This window comes from Blastopirellula marina (assembly GCF_002967765.1).
GTDB classification, from domain to species: Bacteria; Planctomycetota; Planctomycetia; order Pirellulales; family Pirellulaceae; genus Bremerella; species Bremerella marina_A.
In genome coordinates this window covers 858,590-876,209 of the sequence record NZ_PUHY01000005.1, presented here as the reverse complement: position 1 = coordinate 876,209, position 17,620 = coordinate 858,590, and the positions used below count along the sequence as shown (strand labels likewise).

Sequence of the window (17,620 nt, the reverse complement as noted above, 5' to 3'; positions counted from 1 at the left end):
CTGCTCCGTGACACCGATCGCCTTGCAGGCCTGGGCAATCGTCTTGTCCTGAGAAAGAAGCACCTCCGCTTCGCGGAGATGCTGGATAATCTGCTCCGGCGTGAATCTTCTTCTAGGCATAAGAAATTTCCCTTCAAATGGGCATGCATTCAGCAAAAACTAATTTACCGAATGGACGCGGGTGAAGGGGGCAGGTCAGTTTTTCCTTTCCGGACGCTACTAGCGGCTGCAAGCTGTCCTCGCGTTAAGCAATAATGGCGAGCTTGCAGGCTGCTTGTCCTTAGAACTATGGCGATGACTGTCATTATTGGATGGCAATATTAAGTTTTATAATGTGTTGATACAGCCCATACACATCGAATATGCAACGCGTTGTATTGTGGTACGAGCGTTACTGATGCGAGGCCAGGACGGATCCGGTAGTTGGCGAGTGGGGTTAGACGACGAAGCTCGATATCTCGTCGCCAAGATGGGCCACACTTGGTATCCATCATTGGGAAGGGTCGATAGTGCTTCGACGTTTCCGAAATTTCGATGCATTCCGGCAATGTAGATCATTTGTCAAAATTACCCACTTACTCTTCTCGTAGTGCTTCTAGCACAGGTAGGCGAATGGCGCGAATTGCAGGGAGCAGAGAGGCGATTGTTATAGCAAGCAGTCCCGCAGCAAAGCCAACTAGAACGAAAACTGGATCGATCAACAGGTTGATGCTACGACTAAATAAGGCTTGAAACTGAGCTGATATCATTAGTGCGAGAACGACTCCTAGAACAACTCCTGGAAGTATCCCAGCTACACCAATGCCAATCGCTTGAAAACTGACCGTCAGAAATACTGACTTTGGTAGCATCCCCGTGATTTTGAGGAGTCCAAACTCGCGAGTTTGCTGCATCGCATTCATAGCTACAGTGTTGACAACGCCGAACGAAGCGACGAGCACGGCGCAAAAAAGCAACGCCCAAAGTCCTGACGTAACTGATGACGTTAACGCATCCACCGATTCACGGAACTCAGTCAGATCTTGGAAGATCAAAGAGTGCTCAGCCGCTATTTTCTCAATCTCATTGCGAACTTCCTCGACTTTGCCGCTCTTTGCAGAAATTATGAAAACATGAACATCGTTTAAGCCGAACGTGCTTTTTACTATCGAGCGGTTCATCAACATGACATTCCCGCCAGCGGTGAAATCCGATATCAATCCTGCCACAGTCGCTTCAATGTTGTTGCCCTCCATACCGATCGAGACCGTTTGACCGACTTTGATACCCATCTCATTCGCCAAGACCGTCGAGAGCACGACCTGCCCATCACGAAGGCCTTTATTTACCGAGTCGGGCTGACCTTCCTCGACCAAAAGCGGGAACTCTTTCATAGCGTCAAAGTCGCGAGTCATTAGGATAACGTCCCGGTCATTTATCAATGCACGTCCAAAGTGAACGCGGTCGAGTCGTTCAATCCCGCCTAGTGCCTCAAGTTCGCGACCAGTTTTAGAGTCGACGGCATCACTGGCGCCAATGTTAAGCGTTGGTTTACTTGCTCTTAACAGGAAGTCACCACTAAACGTCGCTTGAGCCCAGTTTTCGATGTCACGAGTAATTGCAATAGTAGTATTTCCAATTGCAAACGTGGTTGCGCAGACGAGCATTAGGACCGCAGCAGTAAGTATGCTACGCATTTGATTCAATCGAAGCTGCCGGCTCGCAACCATTGATTCGACATTTGCTACAGGTTTGAACAAGCGGGCAGCCACACTCGACAATGCAACTACCCAAAGCGGTGTCAAAGCAGTCCCCCCGATTGCTGTCAATGCCAAGCTGGAGATGACGACTTGCGTCTTCGACATGAAAGACGGCTGAGACCAGCTCAGAATGATCGCAAGGGCTAGTAGAATAAAGCCGGGAAGAACTAGTAAGATTCGTCTATTTCCAACAACGAATTGGTCGTTGCCAGATCCTGCGTGTAGAGGAGAAGTTTGCCATAGCGAGAGCATTGGAAACCCCGCCGAAGTGAGAGAGAGTACTGGACCGAACAAGATAGGTAGCCATACAGGTAGAGATGCGTCGGGCGAGGTGCCAGGCTCTGAGCCAAGCAAATTCAGAATACCATGCGCAAGCGCATGACCAGCGTAAGGGCCGATCAAACAACCTAGCACGCCAGCAAACAGGCCCATCAAAATCGACTCGATTGCAATCAGGCTGACCAGCTGAGGACGGGTGCCGCCGATCAGGCGAATGGTTGCCAGCTCCGAATTGCGTTCGGCAATTGCCATCGTAAACGTGTTGACACCAACAAATATTGCGGTTGAGATCGCCAAGAATGATGCAATACGGACACTTAAAAAGATGAGTCGTTCCGTCGGTTCATCAAGCATCATTCGGGCGCGGATCTGAGTCAGCGAAAAACCTTCCGGAACTTCAGGAGTCTTGCCACTCTGCTGAAGCTCATCTAGGCTTTGTTTTGACTCGAGCAGCACAGACGATATCGCGTCGGTCCTACGAACAAGTAACTCGGCACTTGGCAGTGTAGTTACCAGCGTCGGCGGTTCGCCCGTAGAATTTGTCGGGGGAACCGAAAAAAAACCAACGATCTTCCGGCGGCGCCAAAGAAGCAAATGACTCGTGCGTACAAAGATGACGTCGCCAAGGTTGATCCCAAGATATTTGGCAGCACTCTGGTCTAGAATCGCCTCGTTGTCGGTATTGTAACGGCGTCCTTCCACGATTTTTAGGTTGGCCAGGCCCGAATAACTATGGAAATCTGCCCCAATAAATAATCCTCGCACTTCTTTGCTGTAAGCTTTGTAGGCGCCAAAGTCAGAGCATATAGGTACACTTTCGATCACAGAAGAATTGGCGCCAATCTGTTCGGCTATCTTGGATGAGAAAAACTCGCCATCAATGCGACGCAGCTGAGCGACATGCCGCTGACCCGCGGCTCCCGAAAGATTTCGAACGCTAACTCTTGTTGCGGTCTCGGCCTGAAGAACGGCAAAGGTCGCAATTGCTGCTATCGCCAACCCCAAAACTGTGAGTAGCGATCGCAATTTACGATCTCGAAGCCAGGCGAAGGCAAGTCGAAACTTATACATCGAAACTCGACCCATTCCCTGTAGAATCCTGGTGGTCCTCTTCTATTGCGGGAGAGTGCGATTTGACTGTAACGTCTTCCGCGACTCGGCCATCTTGAATCACTATCATTCGATCTGCGTAGGCCGCGATGTTTGCATCGTGGGTGACCATCACGACCGTCTGACCTTTCGAGTGAACAAGTTCGCAGAAAAGATGCATTAACTGCTCACCGTTAACGGAATCCAAGTTGCCGGTAGGTTCATCGGCAAGGATGAGTGTCGGTTGGATGGTCAATGCCCTAGCAACGGCGACACGCTGACGCTCGCCACCAGAAAGCCTATTCACAAGCGTGTTCCGTCGATGGTCTAGGCCTACCTCTCTTATCGACTCCTCAGCTCGAGAATAAGCATTGCCAGAATCGACTCCGTCTAGCAATAAAGGAAGGGCGACATTCTCAATTGTATTGAGCACCGAAAGCAAATTGAATGTCTGAAACACAAAACCGAGTTTTTGCCGGCGTAGTACAGTCAACTTCGATTCACTGTACTTTGCAATGTCACTTCCATCAATAAACACTTGACCGCTCGTCGGTCGCTCAAGGCCACCAAGCATATGTAGCAGCGTACTCTTCCCCGATCCGCTAGGTCCCATTATCGCTACCATCTGGCCACAGGGGATTGCAACTGAGATTCCCCGAACTGCATTCACGCCGACATATCCATTGGTGTATGTCTTTGTCACATTTACGGCCTGAACTGCATATTCAGGGGACGACAACGGTCTCGGATTACCGTGAGAATCAGATTCAGCGGTTGACATGGGGATCTTAGTGCCAAGTCAAGGTCAGGGCAACTGAATGATGTGAGTAGCAGAGTGCAATCACATTGACGTCATTTTCGGATATGAAAATTAAAATATAAGGGTGAAATCCAAAAGAACGTAGCGTACAAGAGTTTTCCTGGGAATACTACCCACTAAATGTCTTTGATGCCACTTTAGCCCGCTGGCACCTCACTCTATGCGAACTAGTCCTCTCCATGGACGTGGCCTGGAGGGCTAAGAATACAAGTTGTGCAAGCTTATGCAAAAACACTTAACACCCAATCTAGCGCATTACCAACGAGAAGTCGTTGGACGCGGCCGGTAAATCGACTGTTGGGAATAGGGAGACCAAGTGTACGGAATTTCCAATCGGAAAGAATCCATGTCGCAAGAGATACAACTTGGAATCGTGATTTCCCAGGCAAAATGCCATTGCGGAACCAGCCTCTCTCGCGTCATCTAGTGCATTACGTAGCACCGACCCAACATATCTGCTGTTAGGCCCTCGTAATAAGTCGATTTGCGTTGTTTGCGTGGTGTTTGCTCCAACGATGTCGATGGAAAAAGAGCTAACCAATGATTCGATGTTACCTTCGGAATCTCTCTTAATGTGGGTCATGACGAGGTCATCGCAAAGATGCTTCTTGATCAATTCTTCTGACCAATCGATTGCCAACTGGCACTCACGATCGCCTTCTTGAAGAAAACTTTGTAGATCGGCCGTTGGTATGTCGCGGACGTCTGGAACTCGCCGTTCATAGCAACTTGCGGTTTTGCGCAGCGGGATGGGCATCTGAGAAACTGCATCGAGCCACCATCTTTGCATCGGCGATAGCGAAAGCTTTGCAAGGGCCTGTATGTCCAGCGGTCTTAGCCACACCTGACTCTTGCATTGGAAACGAAAGAGATTTGGGTACGCTCTTGAATAACGTCTCCAGAATCGGTACGCAATTGAGTTGTGGTCGTTCGCTACGTAGCCCAGCATAAAAGCCAACTCATATTCGAGGTGTCGCTTTCGTTGTTCGTTGACGAGTCGCATCACTAATTCGGCTCCTGGTTGACTTGGGTCCGCCGTGCACCAACTTCCAATGCTGCCACGAATGCTGTGTCTACCGAGTCGAAAACTATAGGGAATCGCCAAAAAGGAGCCAACGAGTCGACCGCCGTTGTAAGCAACGACTGCAAGGTCTTCATGACCATCGCCAGAGTTAAGCTGCCATCTCAATAGGTCGGGATGCCAATGGAAAAAGTACCCCTTCCCACCGTGCTGGACTTTCCAGCATCGGTTTACAAACGAAGCCAGTTCGTCCCAATTTCCATCAAAAGAGCGAATCTTGATCATTGCTTGGCATTGAAGTCTTTATCTTGCGAGTTCAGGTCCGTTAGGACAGAAATGCTCTACTAGAGCTACAAAAATGGCGGCGATGTCAAGCAATCTCGAAGTTCAGCTTGGCTTCACTATTCTACCTGCCATCAGCCCCCAGGACATGCCAGCCCCGAAACCACCGAAGAGTACACGGCTATCGTTTTCAATCGAGCTGAACCGGTCATGAAGGATATTACTCAGCAGGTGTGGAATTGACGAGCCAACGAGATTACCTGTCTTGTTTAAGTTAATTAGAAAGCGATCTGCTTCGATCCCCAGCGATTTCCTAAGACGCTCAAGCAGTAGCATGCTGGCTTGATGAAAGATAAATTGATCAATTTGATCGAGTTCCAAGTTCAGTGTTTTAAGGTAGGCCGAAATTGCTTTTGGCATCTCCCGAATTACGAAACTGGCGACGTCGCGTCCATTCATGCAAATAATTGAGCCTTTGTTAGTAGTCCTTTTGTCGAGATCGGAGTGTGGCGTCCAGAAGGCCTGGAAACAGCGGCCATCAGTTCCGAAGGCTCCGTTACTTATCAATAGTCGTCCCGATTCTTTAGCGACCAACGTGGCGGACGCGGCATCGCCAAAAAGAACACGGGAAGCCAAGTCATCGCGCGATAAATGGCGGGAATAGGCGTCGGCAGTCACTACCAACACATTAGAGCAGATACCGGAGCGAATCCAGCCAGATGCTGTCTGCAGCCCGTATATGTAACTAGAGCAAGCGAGCCCGATATCAAATGCCGCACAGCGGGGAGGCAACTCGAGGCGGCCATGAAGGATACAAGCGTATGCCGGAATCCGAGCTTCCTGTGTCTGTGAGCAGAAGATGAGGCCATCGATTGGACTACCCGGTTGGCGACGCAATACGATTCGGCAAGCTTGTTCGGCGAGATCAAGTATGGAGTAGCCAGCGGGCAAAATCGGTCGTGACTGGACTCCAGTTCGACTGATGAGTTGGTCGATCCGCATGCGTTTCGTTGTGCTACTGTTGCCGCTGGTTTGATAGATCGTTTCGTCGGTTAAGATCTGATCGGGGAGCGCTGACGCAACGTCCTTAATTAGAATGTCCATCGCATGCCACCTTAATAGTCAATTCGATCTGTATAAACTAGGCTCTGCCAGAAAACGGTATTTTGACTTTCAATTGATGACCTCCAACCGTTGAAGGGCACTTTCTCTTTTCAACGCACAGAGGTCGACCATGGCACGCCATCGTCTCACTGATGATCAACGGGAATTGATTGCTGGCATCTTTCCGCCGTCTGCTCGCACAGGCCGGCCACGAGTCGATCGGCGGATGGTGGTCGATGGCATTCTGAGGATCATGAGAACTGCTGCTCCCTGGTGTGACCTGCCGAAGGAGTTCGGCAAGTGGGGCACAAGCTGTGACCTGTTCATGGCGTGGAATCAGGGCGAAACGCTCGATAAACTTCTTGACCTGCTGCGTGCCGCTCACGTGGATGCGGGAGTGATCGACAGCGAGTTGTAATGCGTCGATGGCACGACCGTTCGAGCCGCCAAGTGTGCTGCCGGTGCCGTGAAAGGGGGCGAATGAGGAGGCTAGATGTGAAGCCCTAGGCCACATTCGTGGCGGTTTTAGCACCAGAATCCATCTGCTGTGTGACTTGCACGGCCATCCGCTGCACTCCATACTCTCACCTGGCCAAGCCCATGAGTCCAGTTGCTTGCACGAGCTTATGAAGACGTGCGAAGTGCGAGGCGATGATTCGGAAGAGTTTATCACACCGATCTTTCTCGCAGGCGACAAAGGATTTCTAGCCAAGTGGATCGACGAATATCTGGTCGAGACAAGCATCCAGCCCATCATCCCGAGCAAGTCGAACGAAGACCAAGGCGCACGGTTCGTTGAGTTCGATAAGGAAACGTACCAACGACGAAACATCGTCGAGCGTTTGTTCGGCTGGCTGAAAGAATGCCGCCGCATCCTAACCCACTTCGAGAAGCGAGCAAGACACTTCCTCGGAATGCTCAAATGGGCGTTCATTCAAAAGTACTTGAAAACGATGGGTTGACAGGGTGTTTTGATAGGGCCTAGGAAACGGGAAAGTAGGTAAGGCCGCGTATTTCATCAAACGGCATGGTAAGCTACTTTAAAGTCGAAGTAGTTCAGGTCAGAACTCATCTCCTGCACTGACGCTAGTATAATCGTACAGTTGGTTAGGATAAATTCAGGAACAGATCTATGGCTTCCCCGCAAGTTATACGTAACGCAATTCTCGCCACTCTGCGTCGAATTGCTGAAGCAAATTCAAACATTACCTTTTACGAAAATGAACCTTCTCGAACGCTATCGGAAGTGCAATTTGATTCACTTCTGTCGATGGACTTTGTGATCGGTTTGGAGGAAAGCTTGGGGGTAATAATACCACCAGACGAAGTTTTTAAAGACGAATCAGTCGAATCGCTTATAACGCTTCTGAAAGGACGACTAGCACACGAGAGCGATGAAACGGACCACACGACGGAGTCTTGAAATGCTATTGCAACTCGACGAAATAGTCTCATGAGTTAGGCTATTTCATGCGACATATTCGGTTGGCAACAAGTTCGTTTTGACGTTCATACGCGAGAATTTCCTGGATGAGTGGTACGTGGTACGAACCAGATTCAGTCAGTTCTATTTGATCTCCGCTTAGCTTAATCATTTCGGCTTCAGCCAAAACTTTCAATTCAACACCAAAGCGGCGGTGTATCGATTCTCCGAACGCTTTGCGGAAGTCTGCATCGGACAACCGTAGCGACTGAACTTCACGAAAAAGAAAAGAAAGCTGGACATCTACCTTTTTGCGAAAATAAACCAACTCTAGCGGGACTTCCGACGCTACGACACTTGATTCGTAATCACCTAAGATCGATTGGTTCCTTACGGTCCAGCCGGAGTTCATCGAATTGGAGGTGATATCCGAGATGGCTGCGAATCCAAGTCCGCGGATTAATCGCCTTTCAAACTTCGACCAACATTCTCGATAATCATGTGGAGTAGGATTTGACTGATCGCTGCGAGCAAAGTCATAGCTAGTATCCTGTCGGAAACCACGGCTCAACAGAAAACGTCTGCCCTCAAGGTACATATCTCGTGTTAGTTTCGCATCAGGTAGGTCGTGTCGCAGATTAAGTGCGAATTCCGATGAGCCGCCAACGTTCAATTCATAGTGAGTAATATGATCGACGCTTGTCTCATCGGCTAATCTTCGAAGACCACTTATCATCGACGGAATAGTTTGACGCGGCCACCCAAAAATCAGGTCGACGTTACAATTCAATCCGATTTCTTCACACCACTGCAGGACCTGCAGTACCTCGGATACCCTCTGGCGGCGACCACTGAGGGCACATAATTCATCATCCAGTTGCTGGACGCCCATACTAATTCGATGAATACCATTGTCCGCGAGACAAGCCAGTTTCTCCCTAGTAAACAAAGCCGGTAGCCCTTCGAAAGTCAGAAGCTGGGCTTTCCGCCAAGCGGGGCACACGCTATCGAGAATCGAAAACAATCTGTTCATTTGCCCAACCTTAAGTAGGTTAGGCGTGCCTCCGCCAATAAATACTGACGTTGGACGCATAAGTTTAAGTTCAGGCTGCAATTGCCCTTCGGCGAACAATAAATCAAGATATGCGTCTAGTTGATTTGATCCGTTAAATACCTCGACTGGAAAGAGGCAATATCCACACTTTCTGGGATTCGTCTTCGGGCAGTATGGCACTCCGACGTAGAAGTCAACTTCTTCGGCATCACTAGACCACTCCTTGATGAAACTGACGTACGCGTCTCGTTGCTGAGGCGAAGGTGGCTTCCAGAAACGAGGCGATGGAAAACCGTGAAGGATCTTATTTACCTGGCGACGATTTCGTCGCTCAGCGAGCACTGCTCGTATCACATCTTGAGATTGCATTCGCAGCTCGTTGTTCTTTGGGGTATTAATTGGTAAGAGGTTAAGCACTACGACGCAAAAAAGTGTGACGTATCACGAAGAGCGTTCGTTGGTGAAAGAATTGTAAGTTTGTGTTATCGCGTTAAGTGACATCGAACGCCACAGCAGGCTGCTTATGGATGAGTAAATTGCACTGGGAAAGCGGAAGGTTTTCGATAATTCTACAAATAACGTTGCTTAAAATGAGCATGTCAGTACACTCTCGTTTGGTCGATTTTATATTACCTACAGCAAGCATTCCAGTTATACTTTGCACGTATCGCACTTGCCGCCTTTCGCTCCGCGAGAAATACTCGGTCGTCGCACCATGATATAAGGAGTTTTTTGGCGACCAGTCCTTCGACGCTTACTCTGATCTGATCGATTAGAGGTGTTTAGACCACGTTGTTTGGTAGCATGCAAACGTATGCAACAAGGTGTTGAACTGTTGCATCTTCTTGGGTAAGCGAGCCCTACCGATTAAGAACGAATGCTAGATAACAAATCAAAACTACCTGCCATGACCAGAAGTTCTCTTGCAATTGTTGGTATTGCCTGTCGCTTTCCCGGTGAAGCGGATAGTCCAGATGCATTCTGGAAAATGTTATCGCAAGGAGGTGATGGACTCTCGGATGTACCAGAGGGACGCTGGGATGAGCGGCATCTCGCAGCAAACGGATTAGTCGGTAAAGTTGTTCGGCGGGGCGGCTTTCTGAGTAACGTCGATAGGTTTGATGCAGCGTTTTTCGGAATCTCGCCAAAAGAGGCGAAAAGGCTCGACCCACAACAACGGCTCCTGCTGGAACTGGGTTGGGAAGTGATTGAGGATGCTGGACTGGATCCCAATTCGCTCGCCGGTACATCGACGGGAGTGTTTGTCGGAGTCTCAGGGCAAGATTACGGAGTTCTTCAGGATCGAGAGCTGGCTCTTGAAGTCGACGCCTACACTATTTCTGGATCAGTTGGCAGCCTGATCTCTAACAGGCTTTCGTATGCGATGGACCTTCGAGGTCCAAGCATGTCTGTGGATACCGCCTGTTCCTCGTCCCTGGTAGCAGCAACTCTTGCTTGCCAGAGTATTTGGGAACGCCGTTCAACGGCAGCGCTAATCGGGGGTGTCAACCTGATGTTGCGTCCCGAAACGACTGTTGGTTTCAATGTTGCATCGATGTTGGCGGCAGATGCCCGGTGCAAGTCGTTTGATGCTGACGCGGACGGCTATGTAAGGGCCGAAGGGGCTGGGATGATCTATGTAAAATCACTTGACGACGCGATCAAAGATGGAAATCGAATCTACGCAGTTATTCGATCAGCAGTTACTAATCAGGATGGCCAAACGACCGGGCTTACGGTACCAAGTGAAGAGGCACAGGTGGCTCTTCTAGAGGCGGCGCTTAGTGATGCCGGTATTGCTGGTTGCGATGTCGACTACATCGAGGCCCACGGCACGGGAACTCCAGTTGGTGATCGGATTGAACTCCGTGCTCTCAACCGGGTTTTCGGGAAAAGTCGCGTCTCCAATTCTCCCTGTCTCATTGGGTCCGTCAAAACGAATATAGGTCACTTGGAAACGGCATCTGGTATTGCCGGACTGATAAAAACGATCTTGGCTATTCATCATGGGCATATTCCGCCCTCGATTAATTATGCACGCCCCAATGAAGAACTCGTAAAGCCATCTTGTAGGCTACGTGTCGTGGAAGATTTGACAAATTGGCCAAAGCGTGAAGAAGGTACCAGAACTGCCGGTGTGAATTCGTTTGGCTTCGGTGGAGCTAATGCCCATTTATTGCTCGGCAGCGGTCCTCCGAGATCTTCGCAAAGTGAAGTGACAATTGAAAGTCGCGATGGTAGGCCGGGGGGATTTCGTATGTTGCCCATTTCGGGGAGAGCGGATCAGGCCGTCTCAGATTACGCTTTATCGTTGGCAAACGAATTGATATCTGGCGGTCTTAAACGCATGTCTCTCGATGACATTGTCGCCTCGAATTGCATTGGACGTGCTCATCATACCTGCCGCGCCGCAATCATATTTGACACCCGGCAAGATCTCATAGGCAATCTTATAAAGGTCGCCCACGGTGAGAATGACGTCGGCATCACCCGCGGCCGCATCAAATCGTCGAAGTCGCAGCGTCAAGCATTTGTTTTCTCGGGGATGGGGCCTCAATGGGCCGGAATGGGACGAGACATTTGTGATCAGTCAGAAGTTTTCCGCGATGAACTTCGGAATATTTGCGATTTATTTGAGTCTGTGGCTGGCTGGTCGCTCTGGGACGAGCTGCAAGCATCGGAAGAACAGTCGCAACTTGCCATGACATCGGTGGGGCAACCGGCAATCTTCGCGCTGCAAATGGCGCTCGCGGCGTTGTGGCGATCGTGGGGTGTTGAACCAGCAGCAGTCGTCGGTCACAGTGTTGGAGAAGTTGCGGCGGCAACGGTTGCCGGATGCTTTGATCTAAAAGATGCGGTCAAACTAGTATTTCATCGCAGTCGATGCCAGCAACTTACATCAGGCAGCGGTGGAATGTTAGTGGTCGCGTTGACACCTGACGAAATGCAATCATTGCTTACCAAAGGCCGATATAGGGCGGAGATTGCTGCGATCAACAGCCCAAAAACGGTATCAATCGCTGGGGAGACGCAAGAGCTCGAGTCAATTGTAGCGAACCTGCGTAGTCGCAGTGTCTTTCACCGCTTTCTTGCCACCGATGTCCCATTCCACTGTAGATTGATGGATCCTATTCGTGACGAGTTACTTGCATCTCTGAGCGATATTAAACCTCGATCCGGAAACATTCCGTTAATTTCAACTGTCACCGGCGGCTTTATCGAGGGCGAGGAACTCGGCCCAGAATATTGGTGGAACAATGTAAGACAGCCAGTGCGTTTTCTTGAAGCGATTGATCAATTGCTTGGAGATTCATCGTGGCCACCTGTAAACGACAATTCTGATGCCGTTTTGGATGAGTCGGCTCTTGAAGTAAACCAGCTTGTGGAAATTTCTCCTCACCCGGTGCTCACGCGATCGATTGATGAGTGTGTTGACGCGTCAAATTGTCAGGTGACCGCGTTGCCATCGCTTCGTCGTGATCGACCCGGCTTGGCGACACTGCTAGAGTCGCTTGGACGCTTGTACGTTGAGGGAAGTGAAATCGATTGGTTGTCTCATATTGCGGATGGCGTTACTAACGTGAGGCTGCCAAGTTACCCATGGCAACGTGAGCGATACTGGTTCAAAGATGCGATGCTCCCTGCGGAGCAACAATCAAGTGGACTGCTGGGCGATCGAATGAGTTCAATCGAACCGAGTTCGAGTTGGATCACGTATTTGGATGTCTACGGCCATCCATGGATCAACGATCACTTGATTGGGTCCTCGATTATTTTTCCTGGAGTTGGATATATTGAACTCGCACTCGAAGCTGCCGCGAAGGTATTTCGAAGTGAACGTTTCGATCTGAAAGATGTGCGATTTCTGCAGCCGTTGATTGTGGATGAAGCAAAGTCCCCGGAAGTGCAGACAATTGTCGATTCCCATGGGCTGACGTTTGCCATACATACTCGAATTGGTCGCGAAACGGGTACGTGGACTCAAAATGCCACAGGTCAGATACAACCGATCGACAAAGAAGGTCCAAGATGTGTATTTAAATGGAATAGTGCTCGAAACCGTTGTCGAACTCACTATAACGGTGACGAATTTTATGATGCGCTGAATGCCCTTGGATTCCGATACGGACCAGCCTTCCAGGGCGTCGACGAGGTGTGGTGTGGAGACTCCGAAGCGGTTGCGCGAGTATCGCTTAAATCATCAGAAAAGATATCTAGAAATCAAGCTCAGCGGGAGGCGATTCTATTGGCCCATCCAGCTTTGGTTGATAGTGCATTGCAATGTATTTTTGGCGCGTTCGCGCTGGGTGAACAATGTGCCAATGATTCTTTTACCAAGAGCCTTCTATTGCCGGTTCGTATTGGTAGCTATCGTTACCTTCGTAAGCCGCCGTCGCGGCTTTGGGCCCATGCTGTTGTCACTGAGCGTGGCTCAGACTATTTCGTTGGTGATATCAAACTGATCGATGATGATGGAAATGTTTGCATTGAGGTGCTGTCCTTCAAAGCTCGAACGACGCGAAGCATAGAACGAACGAGCAAAAGCGATGGGATGTTGTATGCCCCCCAATGGGTTTCGCAACCGCTGCCGCATTGTGATTCACGCCATCAACCTGGCGTCAAAGCTAATAACGATGAACTTGAGCAAACGCTTCGTAGAACGGCTCAAAAGCTCGACCGACAGTACAACTTCGAAAGGTTGTACAAAGATGTTTGGCCGACCATGGAGCGTCTAGCCAGCGTTGCGACTGTTCGTGCATTGGATTCGCTTGGATGGTCGCCGCATACCAACGAGTTATTTACGACTGAACAACTTGCTACTAAGCTTGGCATACCAACAAATGACTTTCAATTTCGACTGCTTGGGCGTTTGCTCCGCATGCTCGTGAATGAAAGCTTGGCCGAGCAGGTGGGCGACCATTGGAAGATCAAGACAGATTATCAGCGGATCGATCGCGATATGATTCCTCTATGGAATCGATTCTGGAAAAAGTCGTCCGGTTTTTTGGCTGAAGCATCATTGCTTCGGCGAGGAGCTGATTCGCTCGCATCCGTGCTGACGGGCAGTGCGGAGGGGCTGGAGGTAATATTTCCAGGAGGAGGTTTTTCGCTAGCCGAACATCTCTACGCTGACTCGCTTACTTATCGAGTCCACAATATGATGCTTCGCCAAACCGTTCAGGACTTGCTTACGACAAATTCCTCATCTCTGCGAATTCTCGAGGTGGGCGGCGGTACAGCCGGATTAACGGCATACTTGTTTCCGGTTTTGAAATCAGCAACGGTATCATATACGTTTACCGATCTAGGAGCTCATTTCGTTAGTCGCGCTCGAGAACGGTTCGCTGGGCAAGATTGGATGGAATTTCGGGAGTTGGACTTGACGAGGAATCCATCCGAACAGGGGTTTTCACATCGCCGATTCGATATGATCATTGCCTCAGATGTGATTCACGCAACTCCGAATATTCGCGCCACGCTTCGCCGGTTGACCTCACTGCTCGATAGAAATGGCGCAATGTTGATTCTTGAGGGTACACGACTGAATAACCTGGCACTACTTTCGTTTGGGCTGATACGTGACTGGTGGTATTTTGAAGATGAAGAGGTACGAGGTATCGATCCGTGGGCACCTCAATCAGTTTGGCATCGTGAGCTTTCATCTCTTCCCTTCGCGGATGTACGAGTCGTAGGTGACTCTAGCGAAGCTTCACGCTCCGTCCATTCTATCGTGGTTGCGACGGGGCTCTCAAGCGAGCGGCCAGCGTCTGGGCAAACGGATGGCTCGATAGCAAGTCACGTCGATGTGAAGAAATCGTTACGTGACAAACCCTGCGTTCGAATTGTTTTCACGGACGATCTGGATGTTTGGGATCTGCTTGCACAAGATGCCCACGCGGCCGGTCACGGGGCAGTCCATGTTCGCACCGGTAACGAGTTCGAAAGAAACGGCGAAGACTCATATTCACTGCCAGTTGATTCGATTGAAGCATTTCAGATGCTTCTGGCCAGTATATCCGTCAATTGTTCAGTTGCAGTTGAAGTAGTACATGCTTGGTCGCTTCCGGAACGATGTGAGTCACACATCTTGAATGACGGCATTGCCAATCGGGATCGAGTAATACGGATTGCTCACTCTTATGTGAATATCGTGCGTGCTCTTGTTCAAGCAGGTGACGCGATTGAGGTGATCCGATTGTGCGTTGTAACAGAGCAGGCACAATGTAGAACCCTAATGGTTGAAGGTGGTAGCGAACTAAACCAGTCGAAGGAATGCCGACCAGACGGAATTGACCCCATCCAAAGCCTTGTTTGGGGGCTTGCCCGTACCACACTGGTCGAGCATCCAGCACTCGACTGTCGATTGATTGATCTGTCCAATCGCACTGACAGCCGCGAACAGAAGGCGTTGCTTGAAGAACTTCATGGAAGCTCGGACGAAGTAGAGGTGATGATCAGAGGTTCGCACCGATACGTGATCCGGTTACAACGCGGATTGTCGAAACAGACGCAGAAAGTCAACGTCTCTGAAACACCGATCCGATTGGAGACAGACGGTCCGGGGCTTTTGGATCGGCTCCATTTCGCTCCTTTTCGGCCTTCTAAGCCAAGACACGGCGAAGTTCAGATTGAAGTCGCCGCCACCGGACTAAATTTCAAAGACGTTGCAATTGCGCTCGGATTGTTGCCGGAAGAGACATTCAACGAAGGTTATGTCGGTCAGCGACTCGGAATCGAATGTGCGGGTCATGTTGTTGCCGTTGGCGAAGGAGTCAATCAGTGGTCCGTCGGCGATCCTGTTATTACTTGTGCTCCCAACTGTTTTGCAACACACGTCACGACAAAGGCTGAGCTTCTAATTCGTAAACCGGATAATCTTTCTTTCGACGAGGCGGCCACAATCCCAGTCGCATTTGCTACTGCGCATTACGCATTGGTCACGATAGGACGATTAAAGAAAGGCGACCTTGTGCTTATTCATGCTGCCGCAGGAGGGGTTGGGCAGGCGGCCGTGCAAATTGCCAAAATGTTAGGGCTGCGTGTCTTCGCAACGGCGGGAAGTCAGGACAAACGTGACTTCCTTCTGTCACTTGGAGTAGAAATGGTCGGAGACTCACGCACTCTCGACTTTGGCGATGAGGTTATGAAATGGAGTGAAAATAACGGAGTGTCACTAGTATTGAACTCACTTGCTGGTTCGAGCCTTGCTGTTAGTTTGTCAGTTGTGTCGAGATACGGGCATTTTGTGGAAATCGGCAAGAACGATATTCATGCTGGCGCAAAGCTGTCGCTAACGCCGTTCCAAAGAAATCTGCATTTCTCTTCGGTAGATTTAGATCAAATGATGGCCGAACGCCCCGACATCATTGCAAGCGAACTTCGTATTGTGGTCGACTTGCTTTCGCAAAACGAGCTTCATCCACTCCCGCACCGCACATTTCCCATATCGCGTGTGCGAGAAGCGTTCGAGCATGTTGCTCGGGCACAGCATAAGGGTAAGGTTGTCGTCTCGATCGATCGGGGTGTGTTATTAGATGTGGAGTGCGAGCCAAAGGATCATGCGTCAAGAAACCAGATGTCGCGTTCCATTCAGTCCAATGCGACTTATCTCATCGTCGGTGGACTCGGTGGCTTTGGGTTTGAACTCGCCAAATGGCTGATTAGCCAGGGTGCACAGAATCTTATTCTCCTCAGCAAAAGTGGACAAGTCTCTTCGGAGATTAAAGACGAGATTGAACGACAACAGGTTGTAGGAAGACGCATTGTTACTGTTAAAGCGGACATTACCAACTTCGCTCAGCTAGACGAAGCCCTCGTAGTCCATGCTAAATCTCTACCACCCATTCGCGGCGTCTTTCACTCTGCAATGCGTGTGGACGACAAACCATTGACTGCAATGGATGGAGACACCCTAGACAAAGTGTTACAACCAAAAACAATTGGTGTTTGGAATCTACATCGCGCGACCGAACATTTGGATCTCGATCTTTTCGTGCTTTTTTCGTCCTTTACATCGCTTCTGGGTAGTCCAGCCCAGTCGAATTACGTTGCTGCCAATACATTCCTAGACTCGTTTGCAGTATGGCGACGGCTGCGCGGTCAGCCGGCACTATCCATCAACTGGGGTGTCGTTCAGGATGTTGGCTGGGTGGCACGTAATCCACAAGTGTTGGACTCACTAGCCGAGATCAACGGATTCGCCGCTGTCACATCAGAAGAATATTTGGCTGTGTTGAGAAAACTCATCGCAATTAATCCAGTCCAAATTGGCGTCGCCGACATTGATTGGAGTCGGGTACGCCAGAAACTGCCTGGAGTGACTAAGATTCGCCGTTTTGACGATGTAATGGAGTCCACTCAGCTTTCAGAATCCGAGCGCGATCAACATGAAATCCTAACTCTGGTCTCAAAAGCGGCACCGGACGAGTTGATGGATATACTTGTCGGCTTTATCGTCAGCGAAGTAGCCAGCGTCATGGGGATCTCGGCGGATCGGATTGACACGACGGCACCGCTTATTAACCAAGGCGTGGATTCTTTGATGGCGCTTGAACTTCAGCACCGATTAGAAACCGCAACTAAGGCAACGATTCCGCCAATGCTCTTCGTTGAAGGTGGAACTGTTCAATCGCTGGCGATAATGATCCGCGATAGTCTCGCGAGCGTCGTCAACGTAACTAGAAGCGGGACAAGCTGGGATTCGCTCGATTCGGAAGCAGCGTTACGAATGGCTCATGAAATCGACTCGATGAGTGACTCCGAGGTCGAACGACTACTCGCTGAAGCAGAGAATGCTGATAGGTGATTC

General features: G+C 49.9%; 8 protein-coding genes and 1 pseudogene. 4 read left to right on the top strand and 5 right to left on the bottom strand.

Annotated features, from left to right (window positions below; all coding sequences use genetic code 11):
• From C5Y83_RS30145 to C5Y83_RS07890, 4 genes are all read right to left on the bottom strand, one after another.
• Positions 1-120 (bottom strand): transposase (locus C5Y83_RS30145; protein WP_409994586.1); only part of this gene is annotated, 120 nt, incomplete at its 3' end.
• 455 nt (positions 121-575) lie between these two features.
• Entirely contained in the window at positions 576-3,089 is a 2,514-nt protein-coding gene (locus tag C5Y83_RS07905) for an FtsX-like permease family protein (protein WP_158262282.1), read from the bottom strand.
• Positions 3,082-3,888 (bottom strand): ABC transporter ATP-binding protein, encoded by an 807-nt coding sequence (locus C5Y83_RS07900; protein ID WP_105329107.1) that lies wholly within the window; start codon positions 3,886-3,888, stop codon positions 3,082-3,084. The genes C5Y83_RS07905 and C5Y83_RS07900 overlap by 8 nt, the downstream gene beginning before the upstream one ends.
• A 1,447-nt stretch (positions 3,889-5,335) precedes the next feature.
• Positions 5,336-6,334: a 3-oxoacyl-ACP synthase III family protein gene (locus tag C5Y83_RS07890; RefSeq protein ID WP_105329105.1), complete on the bottom strand. Its 999-nt coding sequence runs from the start codon at positions 6,332-6,334 to the stop codon at positions 5,336-5,338.
• 130 nt (positions 6,335-6,464) lie between these two features.
• Here C5Y83_RS07890 and C5Y83_RS07885 point away from each other — a divergent pair, with 130 nt between their 5' ends.
• From C5Y83_RS07885 to C5Y83_RS30140, 3 genes and pseudogenes are all read left to right on the top strand, one after another.
• A complete protein-coding gene (locus tag C5Y83_RS07885; RefSeq protein WP_105329104.1) occupies positions 6,465-6,752 on the top strand; it encodes a transposase in 288 nt (95 codons plus the stop codon).
• A gap of 79 nt (positions 6,753-6,831) precedes the next feature.
• Positions 6,832-7,296 (top strand): annotated as a pseudogene (locus C5Y83_RS07880) (IS5 family transposase); the annotation flags it as partial.
• A 170-nt stretch (positions 7,297-7,466) separates the two neighbouring features.
• The gene (locus C5Y83_RS30140; RefSeq protein WP_105329102.1) at positions 7,467-7,757 is read left to right on the top strand and encodes an acyl carrier protein; all 291 of its coding nucleotides are present in this window, start codon (positions 7,467-7,469) and stop codon (positions 7,755-7,757) included.
• Positions 7,758-7,797: 40 nt separating this feature from the next.
• Here the strand turns inward: C5Y83_RS30140 and C5Y83_RS07870 are convergent, their stop codons facing one another.
• Complete coding sequence (locus C5Y83_RS07870) at positions 7,798-9,180, bottom strand: radical SAM protein (RefSeq protein ID WP_105329101.1); 1,383 nt, start codon at positions 9,178-9,180, stop codon at positions 7,798-7,800.
• A gap of 508 nt (positions 9,181-9,688) precedes the next feature.
• Here C5Y83_RS07870 and C5Y83_RS07865 point away from each other — a divergent pair.
• A complete protein-coding gene (locus C5Y83_RS07865) occupies positions 9,689-17,617 on the top strand; it encodes a type I polyketide synthase (protein WP_105329100.1) in 7,929 nt (2,642 codons plus the stop codon).
• Positions 17,618-17,620 lie beyond the last annotated feature (3 nt).

Excerpts from the sequence above, each read along its gene's own strand:
- C5Y83_RS07885 (WP_105329104.1), top strand. The coding sequence starts at position 6,465 with ATGGCACGCCATCGTCTCACTGATGATCAACGGGAATTGATTGCTGGC.
- C5Y83_RS07865 (WP_105329100.1), top strand. The coding sequence starts at position 9,689 with ATGCTAGATAACAAATCAAAACTACCTGCCATGACCAGAAGTTCTCTT.
- C5Y83_RS07890 (WP_105329105.1), bottom strand. The coding sequence starts at position 6,334 with ATGGACATTCTAATTAAGGACGTTGCGTCAGCGCTCCCCGATCAGATC.
- C5Y83_RS07900 (WP_105329107.1), bottom strand. The coding sequence starts at position 3,888 with ATGTCAACCGCTGAATCTGATTCTCACGGTAATCCGAGACCGTTGTCG.
- C5Y83_RS07905 (WP_158262282.1), bottom strand. The coding sequence starts at position 3,089 with ATGTATAAGTTTCGACTTGCCTTCGCCTGGCTTCGAGATCGTAAATTG.
- C5Y83_RS07870 (WP_105329101.1), bottom strand. The coding sequence starts at position 9,180 with ATGCAATCTCAAGATGTGATACGAGCAGTGCTCGCTGAGCGACGAAAT.
- C5Y83_RS30140 (WP_105329102.1), top strand. The coding sequence starts at position 7,467 with ATGGCTTCCCCGCAAGTTATACGTAACGCAATTCTCGCCACTCTGCGT.